We start from the raw sequence: 13,277 nt of genomic DNA, 5'->3' as shown, positions 1-13,277 counted from the left end.
CCCTATCGGTACGCCTTCGCGACTTGCTTCGCATGCCGTAGGTCGGAACTGGTGGTTCCTTCTCTGCCCGCACGGAAGCCATGAAGGACAATATAGACATTGCTCTCTTGCAAAAAGGTAAAGAGCAAGATCGCATATCTCGCCGGTGCTAACGAACGCCGATATTCCCATATCCCGCTGCCCAAATCCTGGCATCGTTCCATGAACTCTGGTCCGGCTTGCGCCACAACCATCAAGTCTTCCAGAGTATCGACTTGGTAGTCACCAAGCGAAATTACAAAATTTCCTACATCATGGTCTTTGCCGTCGTTATGAAAATACACCTCGTGCATTGACTGAACTCCACCTTCTCTTGCCAAGTCCGTACTTGGCGGCGCCCAGGCCGGACACGGTCACGCGATGAACGAGCATTGCTTGTCTCCCTTGGCGTATATCGAAACGCACATGTACCATATATGGAACATGTGTTGGCGTCAATGAGGATTGCTGACGAACGCCTCAGCGCAGGCAGGCATCCAGCCCGTCGTTGCGGACGACGCCCACCCGGCGGGTGATGGCGTTGCCGTGGCGGCGGGTGAAGCCACGCGGGGCGACCGCCGCTCGCTTCTTGGGCAGCGGGAGGATCGCGGCGATCCGTCCGGCTTCCTGCGGTGACAAGTCGTTGGCGCTATGCCCGAAATAGCGTTGGGCGCCGGCCTCGACGCCGTACGTTCCGATCCCGGTTTCAGCGACGTTCAGATACACTTCCATGATCCGCCGCTTGCCCCAGATCGCCTCGATCAAGACAGTGAAATAGGCCTCGAAAGCCTTGCGAATGTAACCGCCCCCCTGGATCAGGAAGACGTTCTTGGCGGTCTGCTGGCTGATTGTCGATCCGCCTCGAATGCGCCCGCCACGGGCATTGCGGTTATACGCCGTCTCGATCGCCTTCAGATCGAAGCCGTGATGCGTGCAAAAGCGCGAGTCTTCACCTGCAATCGCGGCGCGCGCCATGTTCGGGTCGATTTGCGAAAGGGGGCGCCAGGATTTGTCGATCCCATGCCCGCCGATCGCATCGCCGACCATCGTCAGCGTGATCGGCGGCGGCACGAACCGGTAGATGACGACCATCAGGACCGAGAGCAGCACAAAGCCGAGCACCGCCCGAACTATCCATCCAATTATCCGTCGAAAGACACCCCGGCCCGGCGGGCGCGATCTGGATAGGGCGGGGGACGGCATCAGGTCGCTCATACCGTCTTCTAGGAGGAGCCGGTCGGCGCTGTCCACTTCGCGGCAGCGTTAACGACCGGCTCGCCCTGATCAGGCCGCGACCAGCATCCGCTTGTCGCCGGCAAGGCGCATCATGGCCTTTTGCAGCTTCTCGAATGCGCGCACTTCGATCTGGCGGACGCGCTCGCGGCTCACACCGTAAACCTGCGACAGCTCTTCGAGCGTCTTGGGCTCGTCGGTCAGGCGGCGTTCGGTTAGGATGAACTTCTCACGCTCGTTGAGGTCGCTCATCGCCGAGGTCAGCATTTCGTGGCGGACGTCGGCCTCCTGCGCTTCGGCCACGACCGCGTCCTGCAGCGGCGCGTCGTCCTGCAGCCAATCCTGCCACTGGCCGTCGCCATCCTCGCGCATCGGCACGTTGAGCGACGTGTCGCCACCCATCGACATGCGGCGATTCATGCTGGTCACTTCGGCTTCGGTTACGCCGAGGTCCTTGGCGATCTTGGCGAGATGCTCGGGGCTCAGATCGCCGTCCTCGAACGCGTCGAGCTTCGACTTCATCCGGCGCAGGTTGAAGAACAGCTTCTTCTGCGCGGCGGTGGTGCCCATCTTCACCAGGCTCCACGAGCGAAGGATGAATTCCTGGATCGACGCGCGGATCCACCACATCGCATAGGTGGCGAGGCGGAAGCCGCGATCGGCTTCGAATTTCTTCACGCCCTGCATCAGGCCGATATTGCCCTCCGAGATCAGCTCGCTGACCGGCAGGCCATAGCCGCGATAGCCCATCGCGATCTTGGCGACGAGGCGCAGGTGCGAGGTGACCAGCTGCGCGGCGGCGTCGGTGTCGCCATGCTCTTCGAAGCGTTTCGCGAGCATATATTCCTGCTCCGGCGACAAGATCGGGAATTTCTTGATCTCGCTGAGATAGCGGTTGAGGCTCGCCTCGCCGCCAAGGGCGGGGATCGTCGCGGGGACGTTGCTGCGGGCTGCCATGGGTAAGTCTCCCTTTATTCGCGGGCGCTCCACTATAGGTCGCGCCCGTAGTACGCTAAATATAGAGTGTATCGAACAGTTCCTGCATGTCCGACGGCATTTCGCTATCGAACGACAAAGCGTTACTTTTGACAGGGTGAATGAACCCCAATCGCGCGGCGTGCAACGCCTGTCGGCGGAAACCCAAGGTTTCCAGAACTGCTTTGTGACCTTGCTTTGTTCTACCGTAGACCGGGTCGCCGAGCAAGGGGTTGCCAAGCGATGCCATATGCACGCGGACCTGATGCGTGCGGCCCGTTTCCAGCCGACATTCGACCAGCGCCGCGTCGCGCAGCCGTTCGACCATGGTGTAGTGCGTGACCGCGCGCTTGCCGCCGGGGACGATTGCGATTTTCTTACGATTGGATGGGGAGCGCGCGAGCGGTGCGTCGACCTTTCCGGCGGGCGGGGTGGGGCGGCCCGAAACGATCGCCTTGTAACGCCGGTCGATGCTGTGATCGTGGAATTGCTTGGCCAGCCCCTCATGCGCGCGATCGGTCTTTGCCGCGACCATCAGGCCCGAGGTGTCCTTGTCGATGCGATGGACGATCCCCGGCCGCGCCACGCCGCCGATGCCGGACAAATTTCCAGCGCAATGGTGGAGCAGCGCGTTGACCAGCGTGCCGTCGGCGTTTCCAGCGGCGGGGTGCACGACGAGCCCGGCCCGCTTGTCGATCACGATCAGATACTCGTCCTCGAACACCACATTGAGCGCGATGTCCTGCGCGGCATTTTCCGACGGGGCGGCGGGAGGAAATGCGACGCGGTAGACGGCACCCGGAATGGCCTTGCCCGAAGGATCGCTCGCGAGCTTGCCCTGCGGATCGGTCACCGCGCCGCCGGTGATCAGCGCCTTCAATCGTTCGCGCGAAACTTCCGGGAGCGCGGCAGCCAGCGCGCGATCGAGGCGCAGGCCTGGCGTCTCGTCAGAGACGCGTGCTTCGATGGTGGCAACCCCCCGGTTCATGAACTAGAATCTGGGCATGGCGTTGGAGATTTCAAGCACTCTGCTGGCCGGACTGCTAAACGAGGCAGCGAATGCGCCGGATCGGGAGGTGTGCGGGTTACTGTTCGGCACGCCGGACCGCGTCGAAGCGGCGCGATCGTGCCGCAATGTCGCGCCAGACCCGCGCACCGCATTCGAGATCGATCCGGCGGCGCTGATCGCTGCGCACAAGGCAGAACGCGGCGGCGGCCCGGCGATTGTCGGCTGCTATCACTCGCACCCCAACGGAGCCGCTTTGCCCTCGCCGCGCGACGCCGCGTCCGCCCCGCCCGACGATGCACTTTGGCTGATCCTGGCGGCGGGGCAGGGCCGGGTTTTCCGCGCGGTCGAGCATGGCGCGATCGAAGGCCGCTTCGTCGCGGTGCCTCACCGGACTGTCGAGTGATGCGCCCTGTGGCCGTGCGATGGGTTGCGCCGCTGCCCCGGCGACGTCAGAAGAGCAGCAAGTCCTGACCCGAAAGCCAATGATCCGATGACGATGACCTCCGTCGATTTTGCCAGTCTGCTGTGTTCGCGGTTGTGCCACGATTTGCTCAGTCCGGTGGGCGCTCTCAACAACGGGCTCGAACTATTGGCCGATGAACATGATCCGGAAATGCGCGCGCGCTGCCTGGAACTGCTTAGCGACAGCGCCAAGGCATCAGCCAACAAGCTGAAATTCTTCCGGCTCGCCTTTGGCGCGGCAGGCGGCTTCGGCGAGACGGTCGACACGCGGGAGGCGCGTGCCGCGATCGAGGGGCTGTTCGGCGACGGGCATAAGGTCAAGCTCGGCTGGCTGGTCGAGGACGCGACGCTCCCCAAGCCCGCAATCAAGGTGCTGCTCAATCTCGCGCTGATCGCGGGTGATGCGCTGGTGCGCGGCGGGCAACTCGATGTCGGGGCGGAAAGCATAGATGGGCAGGTCGAAATCGTCGTGCGTGCCGATGGCCCGCGTATCGTGCTCGACGCCGAAATGCGCGCCGCCTTGACCGGCACGCAGGGCGAAGCGGTGATCACGCCGCGGGCCGCAGCGGCGTATCTGGTCCACGCGCTCGTCCAGGAAGGGGGGGCGTGGTGCAGGTGTCCGATCCGGGCGAGCCCGTGCTGCTGTTCGGGGCGGCGTTCAAGGCGCACTGAGCCCCGGCTAAACGCGTCCTTAACCACTCCGCGCGCAAGGGTGGGCCCACTGTTCCGCGGGGGCCCATGGACGATCTGCTACAGGAATTCATTGCTGAGACGCGCGAGACGCTGGAAGCGCTCTCGGGCGAGATCGTCGCGTGGGAATCGGAGCCCAATGACCGCGATCGGCTCGATGCGATTTTCCGCTTCGTCCATACCGTTAAGGGCAGCTGCGGCTTCCTCGATCTGCCCCGGCTTGCGCGGCTGAGCCATGCGGCTGAGGACGTGCTCGCCGCGGTCCGCTCGGGCGAGCGAGGCCCGGATACGCGCTTGGTGAATGCCGTGCTGGCGATCGTGGACCGGATCGGGGAGATCGTCGAGGCGATCGACGCTGGCCATGCACTCGACGATTCGGGCGAAGATCTGCTGATCGCCGCGCTGGACACGGGATCGGAAGCCGTTGTCCCGTCCGGACCCATGCCGATCACCCGCGCGGCAAGCCGTAGCGTTCGCCTGAACGTCGACCTGCTCGACCGGATGATGAGCGGTATGTCTGACATGGTTCTCGCGCGCAACGAATTGGCGCGGCGGATGCGCCATGACGGGGCCGATCCCAGCGTGGAGGCGGCGCTCGAACGGTTGTCGCTAACCGTCGCCGAGATGCGCGACACCGTGACGCGGACGCGGATGCAAAAGATCGACGCGCTGTTCTCCGCGCTGCCGCGGATGGTGCGCGATACGGCGGCGGAGCTTGGCAAATCGGTCACCCTCCACATCGAGGGCAGTGACGTCGAGCTTGATCGCGAGATGATCGAGATGATGCGCGATCCGCTCGTTCACATCATCCGCAATTCGATCGACCACGGGATCGAAGCACCGGCGGTTCGTCGCCTGGCGGGCAAGCGCGAGAATGGCTGGCTGAACGTATCGGCGCGTCAGTCGGGCAACCAGATCATCATCGAAATCTGTGACGACGGGCAGGGGATCGATACCGACCGACTGGTCGCCAAGGTGGCTGCCGCCGGGAGGCGCAGCGAGGCCGAACTGCGCGCGCTCGGCGAACAGGCACGGCTCGAACTGGTGTTCGAACCCGGCTTGTCGACCAAGGACGATGTCACCGCCATTTCTGGTCGCGGCGTTGGAATGGATGTGGTGCGTGCGAATGTCGAGCAGATCGGCGGGCGGATCGAACTGTCCAATACACCCGGTCGCGGCGTGCGCATCGCCATCCATGTGCCGCTCACCTTGTCGATCATGGCGACGATCGGGATCGGCGTGCGCGACCAACGCTTCGCTATCTCGCGCCAGGCGATCGAGGAAATCGTGCGCGTCGGGGGCGAAGCGATCCGGATCGATCGGATCGGCGATACGCTGACCGCCACTGTCCGGGATCGGCGGATGCCGCTCATTGATCTCGGCGCGATGCTCGGGTTCGAACCGCGCGATCCGGCGATGCTCGTGATCGTCAGCGTATCGGGGGGCAGCTACGCGCTCGCCGTGGATACCGTGCTGGATCATGAGGAATTGGTGATCAAACCGGCGTCGCCCGCTGTGATGGCGACGGGAATTTATGCCGGGCAGACCCTGCCCGACAGCGGCTTGCCGATGCTGATGCTGGATTGCGCCGGAATCGCGCAAGTGGCCGGGCTGGAGTTCCACCGCGAAGCCGCTGCCGACGAAGCAGCCGTGGAAATCCGCACGGCCGGTGTTCAGGCGTTGTTGTTCGACGATCTTGACGGCACGCGCCGGATCGTCCCGCTGTCGGTGATCGACCGGGTTGAACCGGTTTCGACAGAGGCAATCCGGTCCTCGGCGGGCCAGTTGCGGCTGTCGGTCGAAGACGGGATCATTCCGCTCGTCGCGCTCGGTGAATGGGCCGGGCGCGTCACCGTGTCCGTGCTGCGCCTGCGCGATGGCGGGCTGGAACTCGGCTATGCGATCGAAGAGGCGCTCGACATCGTCGAACTGCCCGAGGCGATAATCGCTGCGCGCGAAGCGGGCCCGATCGCCGGCGTGGTTGCAATCGATGGCGAGCAAGTCGAATTGGTCGATCTGCACTGGTTGTTCGCGCATCACGCGCATGGCGGGGCCGAAGCGACCGCTCCCTTGTGCCTGCTGGACGGGACGGAATTGGCGTGGATGACCACCTTCCTGAAGCCGGTGCTGGAGGGAGCCGGGTACCGCGTGGCCGCGTCGCTGCGTCCCGGTGAGCGTGCTCAGGTCGTGGTGCGGATGGACGGCGACGCTGTCGCCACCGCCGTTTCGGCCCCTGTCGTGCGCTTGCGGCGCGAGGCTGACGGGGATGGCGACAGCGTGTTCCGCTATGATCGGCAAGGGTTGCTTGCGGCCGTCGCGCGCTCGGCAGGAGGACGATGATGGCGCTGTTTCTGATCGCCCAGATCGCCGGCCGCACGGTCGCGATCGAATCCGGCCAAGTCGAATCGGTCGTCGATATCGGGGCGATCGTTCCAGTGCCGCGCGCCGAACGGCATGTCCGCGGCCTTGCCGCCCTGCGCAGCCGGGTCGTGACCGTCATCGATACCCGCGCTGCGCTCCGGCTCGAGCCGGGGTCGCAGGAGGCGATGCGCGCCGTCATCACCGTCGTTGACGGACATCATTATGCGGTGTTGGTCGACGCGCTGGACGATGTCGCACCCTTCGATCTGTTGCCGCTCTCGGCGGGGATCGTGCTCGACAAGGGGTGGCGCGTGATTGGTCGTGGGCTGGTGGAGCGCGATGGGGAGCCGATCCTGGCCATTGCGCTGGATGCGCTAATCCCCGGTTCCGCTGCAATAGCGGCTTGATTTTCCGCGATTAACGGCTCGCTTACCGATTTAGGGCATGGTTATGGGCAAGCGTGCTCAAACAGGGTGACTTCATGAAAACCTGCCTCGTCGTCGACGATTCGAAAGTGATCCGCAAGGTCGCACGCCACATCCTGGAGACGCTGAACTTCCAGGTCAGCGAGGCGGGCGACGGGCGGGAAGCGCTCGAGTCGTGCCTCGCCTCGGCACCCGACGTGATTTTGCTCGACTGGAACATGCCGGTGATGAGCGGCATGGATTTCCTCCGTGCGCTCCGCGACAGCAGCATCCCGACCCGGCCAAAAGTGGTGTTCTGCACCACCGAGAATGGCATGGCCCATATCCGCGCCGCAATCGAGGCGGGGGCCGACGAATATGTGATGAAGCCGTTCGATCGGGAAACGCTGGAAAGTAAACTTCAGATCGTCGGGATGGCCTGAACGGGCGGCCGTCATGCCCAGTCGCGTCACACCCACACTCAATTCCTCACCCAGCGGCAACGCGCCGCCGCGCGTGCTGATCGTCGATGATTCGGCGGTTGCCCGAGCGGTAATCGCGCGCGCGGTCGAACAAGGCGGGCGGTTCGTGGTGGCGGGCGCGGTATCGAGTGCCGGTGCAGCACTCACATTCCTGCGCACCAACCGCGTCGACGGGATCGTGCTCGATATCCAGATGCCCGGCGTCACCGGCCTTGCCGCGCTGCCCGACCTGATCGCGGCGGGGCAGGGGGCGAAGGTGCTGATTGCCTCTTCCTCGGCCAGCGACGGTGCGGCGGCGACGATCGAGGCGCTGGCGCTGGGGGCAGCGGACACGCTGGTGAAGCCCGATGTCGGCGATTTTGCCGGGCGCTTTTCGGTCGCGCTGGTCGACAAACTCTTGCGCCTGCTCACCGTAGAGACGCCAGCCGACTTGCCCGCGCCGGGACGCCCGCGCGCGCCGACGGCGGCGGTCGGCAACGGCTTCGACATCGTCGCGATCGGTGCCTCGACCGGTGGCATCCATGCGCTGAGCGTGCTGCTGCGGGAATTGCCGGTCACCTTCCCGATGCCGATCCTGATTACGCAGCACCTGCCCGAATCGTTCATGCCCTATTTCGCCGCTCAGGTTGCGGTGCTCGCCAACCGGCCGTGCGATGTGGCGACCGATTGCATCCGCATCCGCCCTGGCCGGGTGATCGTCGCGCCGGGCAATGCGCATATGCGGGTTGTCAGCACCGGCGACGCGACGGCAATCCGGCTGACCACCGAACCGGCACGCAGCGGCTGTATGCCCTCGGTCGACCCGATGTTCGACAGTCTGGCGGAAGTCTATGGCAGCCGCGCGCTCGGCATCGTGCTGAGCGGAATGGGCCGTGACGGCTGCGATGGCGCGCAGAGCTTGATCGATCGCGGCGCCGCGGTCGTGGTACAGGATCGCGCGAGTTCGGTCGTGTGGGGGATGCCGGGCGCGATCGCCAGCGCCGGTATCGCCAGCGCGGTGATGACTCCGGCAGAAATCGGGCGTCTGACCGCGGCACGGCGCCGTCCGATATGATCGCCCCGCACGCCACGCCCGCTGTTTCCCGCAAACCGACACCCCGCGCATCGTCCAGAGGCGCGATGGGCGTACTGACCGCGATCCTTGAATCACGCACCGGCCAGCAGCTTGCCGCCAACCGCGAATGGCGGGTGGAGACGGTGTTGAAGCCGCTGCTGCGCGAGCTTGGGCTCGACAGCATCGACGCGCTGGCCCGCGCCGCGCAGGGCTCGGTCGAGATTGGGGACCGCGTGGCGGATGCCCTGCTCAACCAGGAAAGCTCGTTCTTTCGCGACGCCGCCGTACTGGACATGGTGGCCGATGCGGTCGAGGCGCTCCGGATCGAACAGCCGCGCCGTCGCCCGCGTATCTGGTCGGCCGGGTGCTCGTTCGGGCAGGAGCCTTTGTCACTGGCGATGCTGTTCGATGAGAAAGGCGTCGGCCGGGCCGGGCCGGTTCCCGAAATCGTGGCGACCGACGTGTCCGACATCGCACTCACCCGCGCGCGCTCGGGCCGCTATTCGCAGTTCGAGATCCAGCGCGGGCTACCCGTGCGGCGCATGGTGCGCTGGTTCGAGACCGAGGGCGAAGAGTGGGTTGCCAACCCCGAGCTGGTGCGCCGTATCGCGTTTCGCCGGATGAACGTGGTGAGCGACCCGCTGCCGATCGGTCGCTTTGACGTGATCCTGTGCCGCAACGTGCTGCTCTATCTGAATGCCGAGCTGCGGCGGCAGGTGTTCGACCGGTTCGCCTCGGTGATTCGGCCGGACGGCGTGCTGGTGCTGGGCGCGGGGGAGACCGTGATCGGTCAGACCGACGCGTTTCGGCCGAGCCAGCGCTATCGTGGCCTCTATGAGCCGTCACACGGGGTTCCTTGATCGCGGCGTCCGTGCTTAAGCTGCCGTCAGGCTTTTGCGGGGGACCGCCCATGAAGATCATCGACACGCCTTCCCCCAATTTCGACGAACGGCTGCTGCCCGTTTCGATCGTGGTGTTGCACTATACGGGAATGCAGACCGCGCAGGCGGCGATCGACCGGCTGTGCGATCCCGAAGCGAAAGTTTCCGCACACTATCTGATCGCAGAGGACGGGCAGGTGCTGGGGATGGTCGCCGAGGACAAGCGCGCCTGGCACGCCGGCAAGTCGCGCTGGCGCGGGATCGAGGACGTCAATTCGGCGAGCATCGGGATCGAGATCGTCAACCCCGGACATGAGTTCGGCTATCGCCCGTTCCTGGAGGAGCAGATCGACGCGCTGGTCCCGCTGCTTGCCGATATCAAGGAGCGGTACGGCATCACGCGCGGCAATGTCGTCGGCCATTCGGATATCGCGCCGACGCGCAAGCAGGACCCGGGTGAGCTGTTCCCGTGGAGCCGCTTGGCTAAGGTGCGCCTCGCTCTGCCCCGCCCGACGCAGAAACTGATGGACCCTATGTGGACCGATGCCGGCTTCCTCGTCGCGCTGGAGCGCTTCGGCTACGACGTTTCGGACAAGCTCGCTGCGATCGTCGCGTTCCAGCGGCGCTTCCGCCCGGAACTGATCGACGGGGTGATCGATGGCGAGTGCCGCAGCATCCTGCTCGCCTTGCTGTTGCCGAAGCCTACGGGAGACGATTGAGTTTGTCTTTCGCGCGCGAGTTGCGCTAGGGGCCGCTCCAGCCAGAGGGTCGGGCGGCCGCGGCCCCGTTGCAGAACGGGGGCGAGGAAAGTCCGGGCTCCGCGGAACGACGGTGCCGGGTAACGCCCGGCGGGGGTGACCCCAGGGACAGTGCCACAGAGAGCAGACCGCCGATGTCCAGGTAACTGGAACAGGCAAGGGTGAAAGGGTGCGGCAAGAGCGCACCGCGCGCCTGGTAACAGGGGCGGCATGGCAAACCCCACCGGGAGCAAGATCGAATAGGGATGGCACATGGGCCTCGTTCCGGCTCGTCATCCGGGTTGATTGCTGGAGGCGGCGTGCAAACGTCGTCCTAGAGGAATGGTCGCCTATCCCCGTCGCACGGCGGGGTGGACAGAACCCGGCTTACAGACCCTCTGGTGTTTTCTTGTGTCTGTCGCGAAAGTGTCATGGCGCTATCCCGCTTGGATGCTTAGATGAGCGGCTATGGCACGTTCCACTTCACGATCGGTCGATTGGGGCTTTCCGCGCTGGCGTGCCTATGGCGAGGCGAGCACCGAGGCCGCGACGGTCCGCTTGTGCGACCGGCACGGTTGTACAGAGAAGGGCGATTGCCCGGCGCCGAAGTCACCCAACAGCCCGGAACGCTGGTATTTCTGCCAGACGCACGCCGGTGAGTATAATCGCGGGTGGAATTACTTCGAGGGACTGAGTGCCGAGGAAGCCGCCGAGCGCGAGCGGGCCGAGACGCAAACCGCCGAGGGCTACACTGCCTCGCGCCACCAGCAATGGGCCGGATCGGGTGACGGATCACGCTCGCGGGACGAGATGCGGGCGCTGGAGGTCCTCGAGCTGGAGGTCGACGCCGATTTCGAGGCGATCCGCGTCGCGTGGCGTCGCCTGGCGAAGTCGAACCACCCTGACGTCAGACCGGGCGACAAAGAGGCGGCGGCGCGGTTCCTGGCGATTCAGGCGGCGTATGACGTGCTAAAGGCCGCCGAGGATGCGCGCACCTGGAAGCCATCGGTTTGAGGACGGTCCGCTCCGATTGGGCCAACACGATCCTCGTTTGCAAGAAGTGTTCAAAGAAGCTGGGTGGCGGGTTCGGGCCTAAGGGCAAGACGCCGCTCGCCAAGGCGCTGCGGCAGGAACTGCACGTTAAGAAGGGCCGCAAGGGTGCGCTCGGCATCATCGACGTGAAGTGTCTCGGTATTTGTCCGAAGGGCGCGGTGACGGTCGTGAACGGCAACGATCCGCATGCCTGGTTGCTGGTGCCAGACGGCAGTGCGATCGTCGACGTGATCGACGCTTTGGCGCCGCAAAGGCAGGTGGTCACCACGGGCGGCACCATCGAAAGTGACGAAAGTGCCACTCAAAAGGGGGTGTAGCGACGACCGAGCGGCGCACCGCACCGGGACATTCGCGTTCGACCGAAGATGTCAAAGAGCGACCATAGTATGATCGAAGTCGCCGGTGTAGGACAGCCGATGTACGCGTCCTAACCCGCGACGTAGCGCGCCGCCGTCTCGCGGATCAGCGCGATCATGTTGGGGATGCCCTGGGTGCGGTTGGAGCTCAATTGCTTGCTCAGGTCGAACGGGGCGAGCGCGCCGGGAATGTCGGTGGCGAGGATCTTGGCGGGCGGCTGGTCCTGCACCGTCAGCAGGACCAATGCGATGATGCCCTTGGTGATCGCCGCGTTCGAATTGGCGAGGAAGTGGAGCGTGCCGTCTTCCCTGGCGGCGGGATAGACCCAGACCGAGGCGGAGCAGCCGCGGACGAGAGTGGCGTCGGTCTTGAGCGGGGCGGGCATCTCTTCGAGTTCCCGGCCCAGATCGATCAGCAGGCGGTAGCGGTCATCGCCTTCGAGGAAGCTGTATTCGGATTCGAGGTCGGCGAGGGTCTGCATCAGGGCGCTATAGCGGTGTCCCGATGCTTTCGTCACCCCGGCCTTATGCCGGGGTGACGTCCAATCAAAGATCCACCCCGGCGGCGATCGCTTCCAGCTTGCGGATGCGTTCCTTGAGGTCGGCGATTTCGATCCGGGCGCCGGCATTGGGGACGGCGGGGCCGCGGTCGGTTTCACCGAAGGCGTGCAGTTCCTGCTGCTTCAGCGCGAGCCAGCCGCGCCAGCCGGTGAGCGTGGCGTACGTCAGCATCGAGAGGCCAACCAGGCCAGCGGCGGCCATCGTTACGTAGAAGGTCGGGTCGGTCATCATCCCTACTCCTGAAAAGGGGGTCATGTTACGGGCGGTCGCGGAGCTTCTCGATCTCGCGATCGAGGCGGGCGCCGCTGTCTTCATTGTCGGTGGCGAGGCGTTCGAGGACGGCGAGCCGGTCCTTCATCGCCTTCAGTTCATCGCGCAGCCGGGCGTTCTCGGCCTGGGCGGTGGCATCGTCGCGACCGATAAAGGTCTCGCCCTGATCGGTGCGGATGACGCCGTAGCGAGCCTTGAGCACGCGTCCGATCGTGATGACGACGATGATCGCGACGACCATTTCAAACGGGTTCATATCGGTAACTCCCTGTTATCGTTGCGAAGAGGGAAAGCGGATCAGCGGGCCTGCAGGGCGGCTTCGCGGAGACGGCGGCGGCGGGGGCGGTCGATGCTTTCGGTCGCCCAGCAACCCCCCGCCGTGATGACGGCGAGCACAGCGAAAAATGCGATCATGATATCCTCGGGGAAGAAGGGTTGAGTTCTAGTCGTTTCAGTTCAGCGGGGCGTCACGCAGGCTGTCGATTTCCTGTGCGAGATCGACACCGCGGTCGGTGATGATCCGTTCCAGCACCCGAACGCGCTGTTCCAGCCGTTCGGTCTGCGCCGCATATTGGGCGGCTTTCTCCGCGACCATCGTCGCTTCGAGTTCCATCTGCCGCTGCTTGAGCGCGAGCCAGGGCTTGATCCACTGGTTGCCGATCACGGCGGCCAATCCGACGGCGATGCCGAGGATCGGGATGAGAAAGACGACGAACGGTCCCATTTCAGTT

17 protein-coding genes, 1 other RNA gene and 1 pseudogene are annotated in these 13,277 nt (G+C 64.8%); 11 read left to right on the top strand and 8 right to left on the bottom strand.

Annotation, left to right across the window (positions count from 1 at the left end; genetic code table 11):
- Nucleotides 1-2: 2 nt before the first annotated feature.
- The 4 genes from AB5I39_RS01170 to AB5I39_RS01155 form a co-directional block, all read right to left on the bottom strand.
- Nucleotides 3-332 (bottom strand): hypothetical protein, encoded by a 330-nt coding sequence (locus AB5I39_RS01170; RefSeq protein ID WP_404370094.1) that lies wholly within the window; start codon nucleotides 330-332, stop codon nucleotides 3-5.
- Between the two features lie 166 nt (nucleotides 333-498).
- On the bottom strand, nucleotides 499-1,233 hold the full coding sequence (gene mtgA / locus AB5I39_RS01165; protein ID WP_404370093.1) for a monofunctional biosynthetic peptidoglycan transglycosylase: 735 nt from the start codon (nucleotides 1,231-1,233) through the stop codon (nucleotides 499-501).
- Between the two features lie 69 nt (nucleotides 1,234-1,302).
- Entirely contained in the window at nucleotides 1,303-2,208 is a 906-nt protein-coding gene (gene rpoH / locus AB5I39_RS01160; RefSeq protein ID WP_404370092.1) for an RNA polymerase sigma factor RpoH, read from the bottom strand.
- Nucleotides 2,209-2,263: 55 nt separating this feature from the next.
- A complete protein-coding gene (locus AB5I39_RS01155) occupies nucleotides 2,264-3,214 on the bottom strand; it encodes an RluA family pseudouridine synthase (RefSeq protein ID WP_404370091.1) in 951 nt (316 codons plus the stop codon).
- Between the two features lie 16 nt (nucleotides 3,215-3,230).
- Between AB5I39_RS01155 and AB5I39_RS01150 the strand changes: the two genes are divergently transcribed.
- The 11 genes and pseudogenes from AB5I39_RS01150 (at nucleotide 3,231) to AB5I39_RS01100 (ending at nucleotide 11,676) form a co-directional block, all read left to right on the top strand.
- On the top strand, nucleotides 3,231-3,638 hold the full coding sequence (locus AB5I39_RS01150) for a Mov34/MPN/PAD-1 family protein (protein WP_404370090.1): 408 nt from the start codon (nucleotides 3,231-3,233) through the stop codon (nucleotides 3,636-3,638).
- 87 nt (nucleotides 3,639-3,725) lie between these two features.
- A pseudogene (locus tag AB5I39_RS01145) lies at nucleotides 3,726-4,369 on the top strand (histidine phosphotransferase family protein).
- A 66-nt stretch (nucleotides 4,370-4,435) separates the two neighbouring features.
- On the top strand, nucleotides 4,436-6,727 hold the full coding sequence (locus tag AB5I39_RS01140; protein WP_404370088.1) for a chemotaxis protein CheA: 2,292 nt from the start codon (nucleotides 4,436-4,438) through the stop codon (nucleotides 6,725-6,727).
- Nucleotides 6,727-7,155: a chemotaxis protein CheW gene (locus AB5I39_RS01135; protein ID WP_404370086.1), complete on the top strand. Its 429-nt coding sequence runs from the start codon at nucleotides 6,727-6,729 to the stop codon at nucleotides 7,153-7,155. The genes AB5I39_RS01140 and AB5I39_RS01135 overlap by 1 nt, the downstream gene beginning before the upstream one ends.
- Before the next feature lie 74 nt (nucleotides 7,156-7,229).
- On the top strand, nucleotides 7,230-7,595 hold the full coding sequence (locus tag AB5I39_RS01130; protein ID WP_404370084.1) for a response regulator: 366 nt from the start codon (nucleotides 7,230-7,232) through the stop codon (nucleotides 7,593-7,595).
- Between the two features lie 13 nt (nucleotides 7,596-7,608).
- Complete coding sequence (locus tag AB5I39_RS01125) at nucleotides 7,609-8,688, top strand: chemotaxis protein CheB (RefSeq protein ID WP_404370082.1); 1,080 nt, start codon at nucleotides 7,609-7,611, stop codon at nucleotides 8,686-8,688.
- A 65-nt stretch (nucleotides 8,689-8,753) separates the two neighbouring features.
- The gene (locus AB5I39_RS01120) at nucleotides 8,754-9,548 is read left to right on the top strand and encodes a CheR family methyltransferase (protein ID WP_404370080.1); all 795 of its coding nucleotides are present in this window, start codon (nucleotides 8,754-8,756) and stop codon (nucleotides 9,546-9,548) included.
- Nucleotides 9,549-9,598: 50 nt separating this feature from the next.
- On the top strand, nucleotides 9,599-10,288 hold the full coding sequence (locus AB5I39_RS01115) for an N-acetylmuramoyl-L-alanine amidase (RefSeq protein ID WP_404370078.1): 690 nt from the start codon (nucleotides 9,599-9,601) through the stop codon (nucleotides 10,286-10,288).
- A gap of 41 nt (nucleotides 10,289-10,329) precedes the next feature.
- Nucleotides 10,330-10,712, top strand: an RNA gene (gene rnpB / locus AB5I39_RS01110) — RNase P RNA component class A.
- 62 nt (nucleotides 10,713-10,774) lie between these two features.
- Nucleotides 10,775-11,320 (top strand): J domain-containing protein, encoded by a 546-nt coding sequence (locus AB5I39_RS01105; RefSeq protein WP_404370076.1) that lies wholly within the window; start codon nucleotides 10,775-10,777, stop codon nucleotides 11,318-11,320.
- Complete coding sequence (locus AB5I39_RS01100; RefSeq protein ID WP_404370075.1) at nucleotides 11,317-11,676, top strand: hypothetical protein; 360 nt, start codon at nucleotides 11,317-11,319, stop codon at nucleotides 11,674-11,676. Before AB5I39_RS01105 ends, AB5I39_RS01100 begins: the two co-directional genes overlap by 4 nt.
- A 110-nt stretch (nucleotides 11,677-11,786) precedes the next feature.
- Here the strand turns inward: AB5I39_RS01100 and AB5I39_RS01095 are convergent, their stop codons facing one another.
- From AB5I39_RS01095 to AB5I39_RS01080, 4 genes are all read right to left on the bottom strand, one after another.
- The gene (locus tag AB5I39_RS01095) at nucleotides 11,787-12,197 is read right to left on the bottom strand and encodes a SufE family protein (protein WP_404370073.1); all 411 of its coding nucleotides are present in this window, start codon (nucleotides 12,195-12,197) and stop codon (nucleotides 11,787-11,789) included.
- A gap of 64 nt (nucleotides 12,198-12,261) precedes the next feature.
- Nucleotides 12,262-12,504, bottom strand: coding sequence for a hypothetical protein (locus tag AB5I39_RS01090; protein ID WP_404370072.1), 243 nt, complete (start codon nucleotides 12,502-12,504; stop codon nucleotides 12,262-12,264).
- Between the two features lie 28 nt (nucleotides 12,505-12,532).
- Nucleotides 12,533-12,802 (bottom strand): hypothetical protein, encoded by a 270-nt coding sequence (locus AB5I39_RS01085; RefSeq protein WP_404370070.1) that lies wholly within the window; start codon nucleotides 12,800-12,802, stop codon nucleotides 12,533-12,535.
- A 195-nt stretch (nucleotides 12,803-12,997) separates the two neighbouring features.
- Nucleotides 12,998-13,270, bottom strand: a complete 273-nt coding sequence (locus AB5I39_RS01080; RefSeq protein WP_404370068.1) for a hypothetical protein — start codon at nucleotides 13,268-13,270, stop codon at nucleotides 12,998-13,000.
- Nucleotides 13,271-13,277: the final 7 nt, after the last annotated feature.

The organism is Sphingomonas sp. MMS24-J45 (assembly GCF_044881195.1).
Classification (GTDB): Bacteria; Pseudomonadota; Alphaproteobacteria; order Sphingomonadales; family Sphingomonadaceae; genus Sphingomonas.
This window is presented reverse-complemented; position numbering and strand designations above follow the sequence as displayed.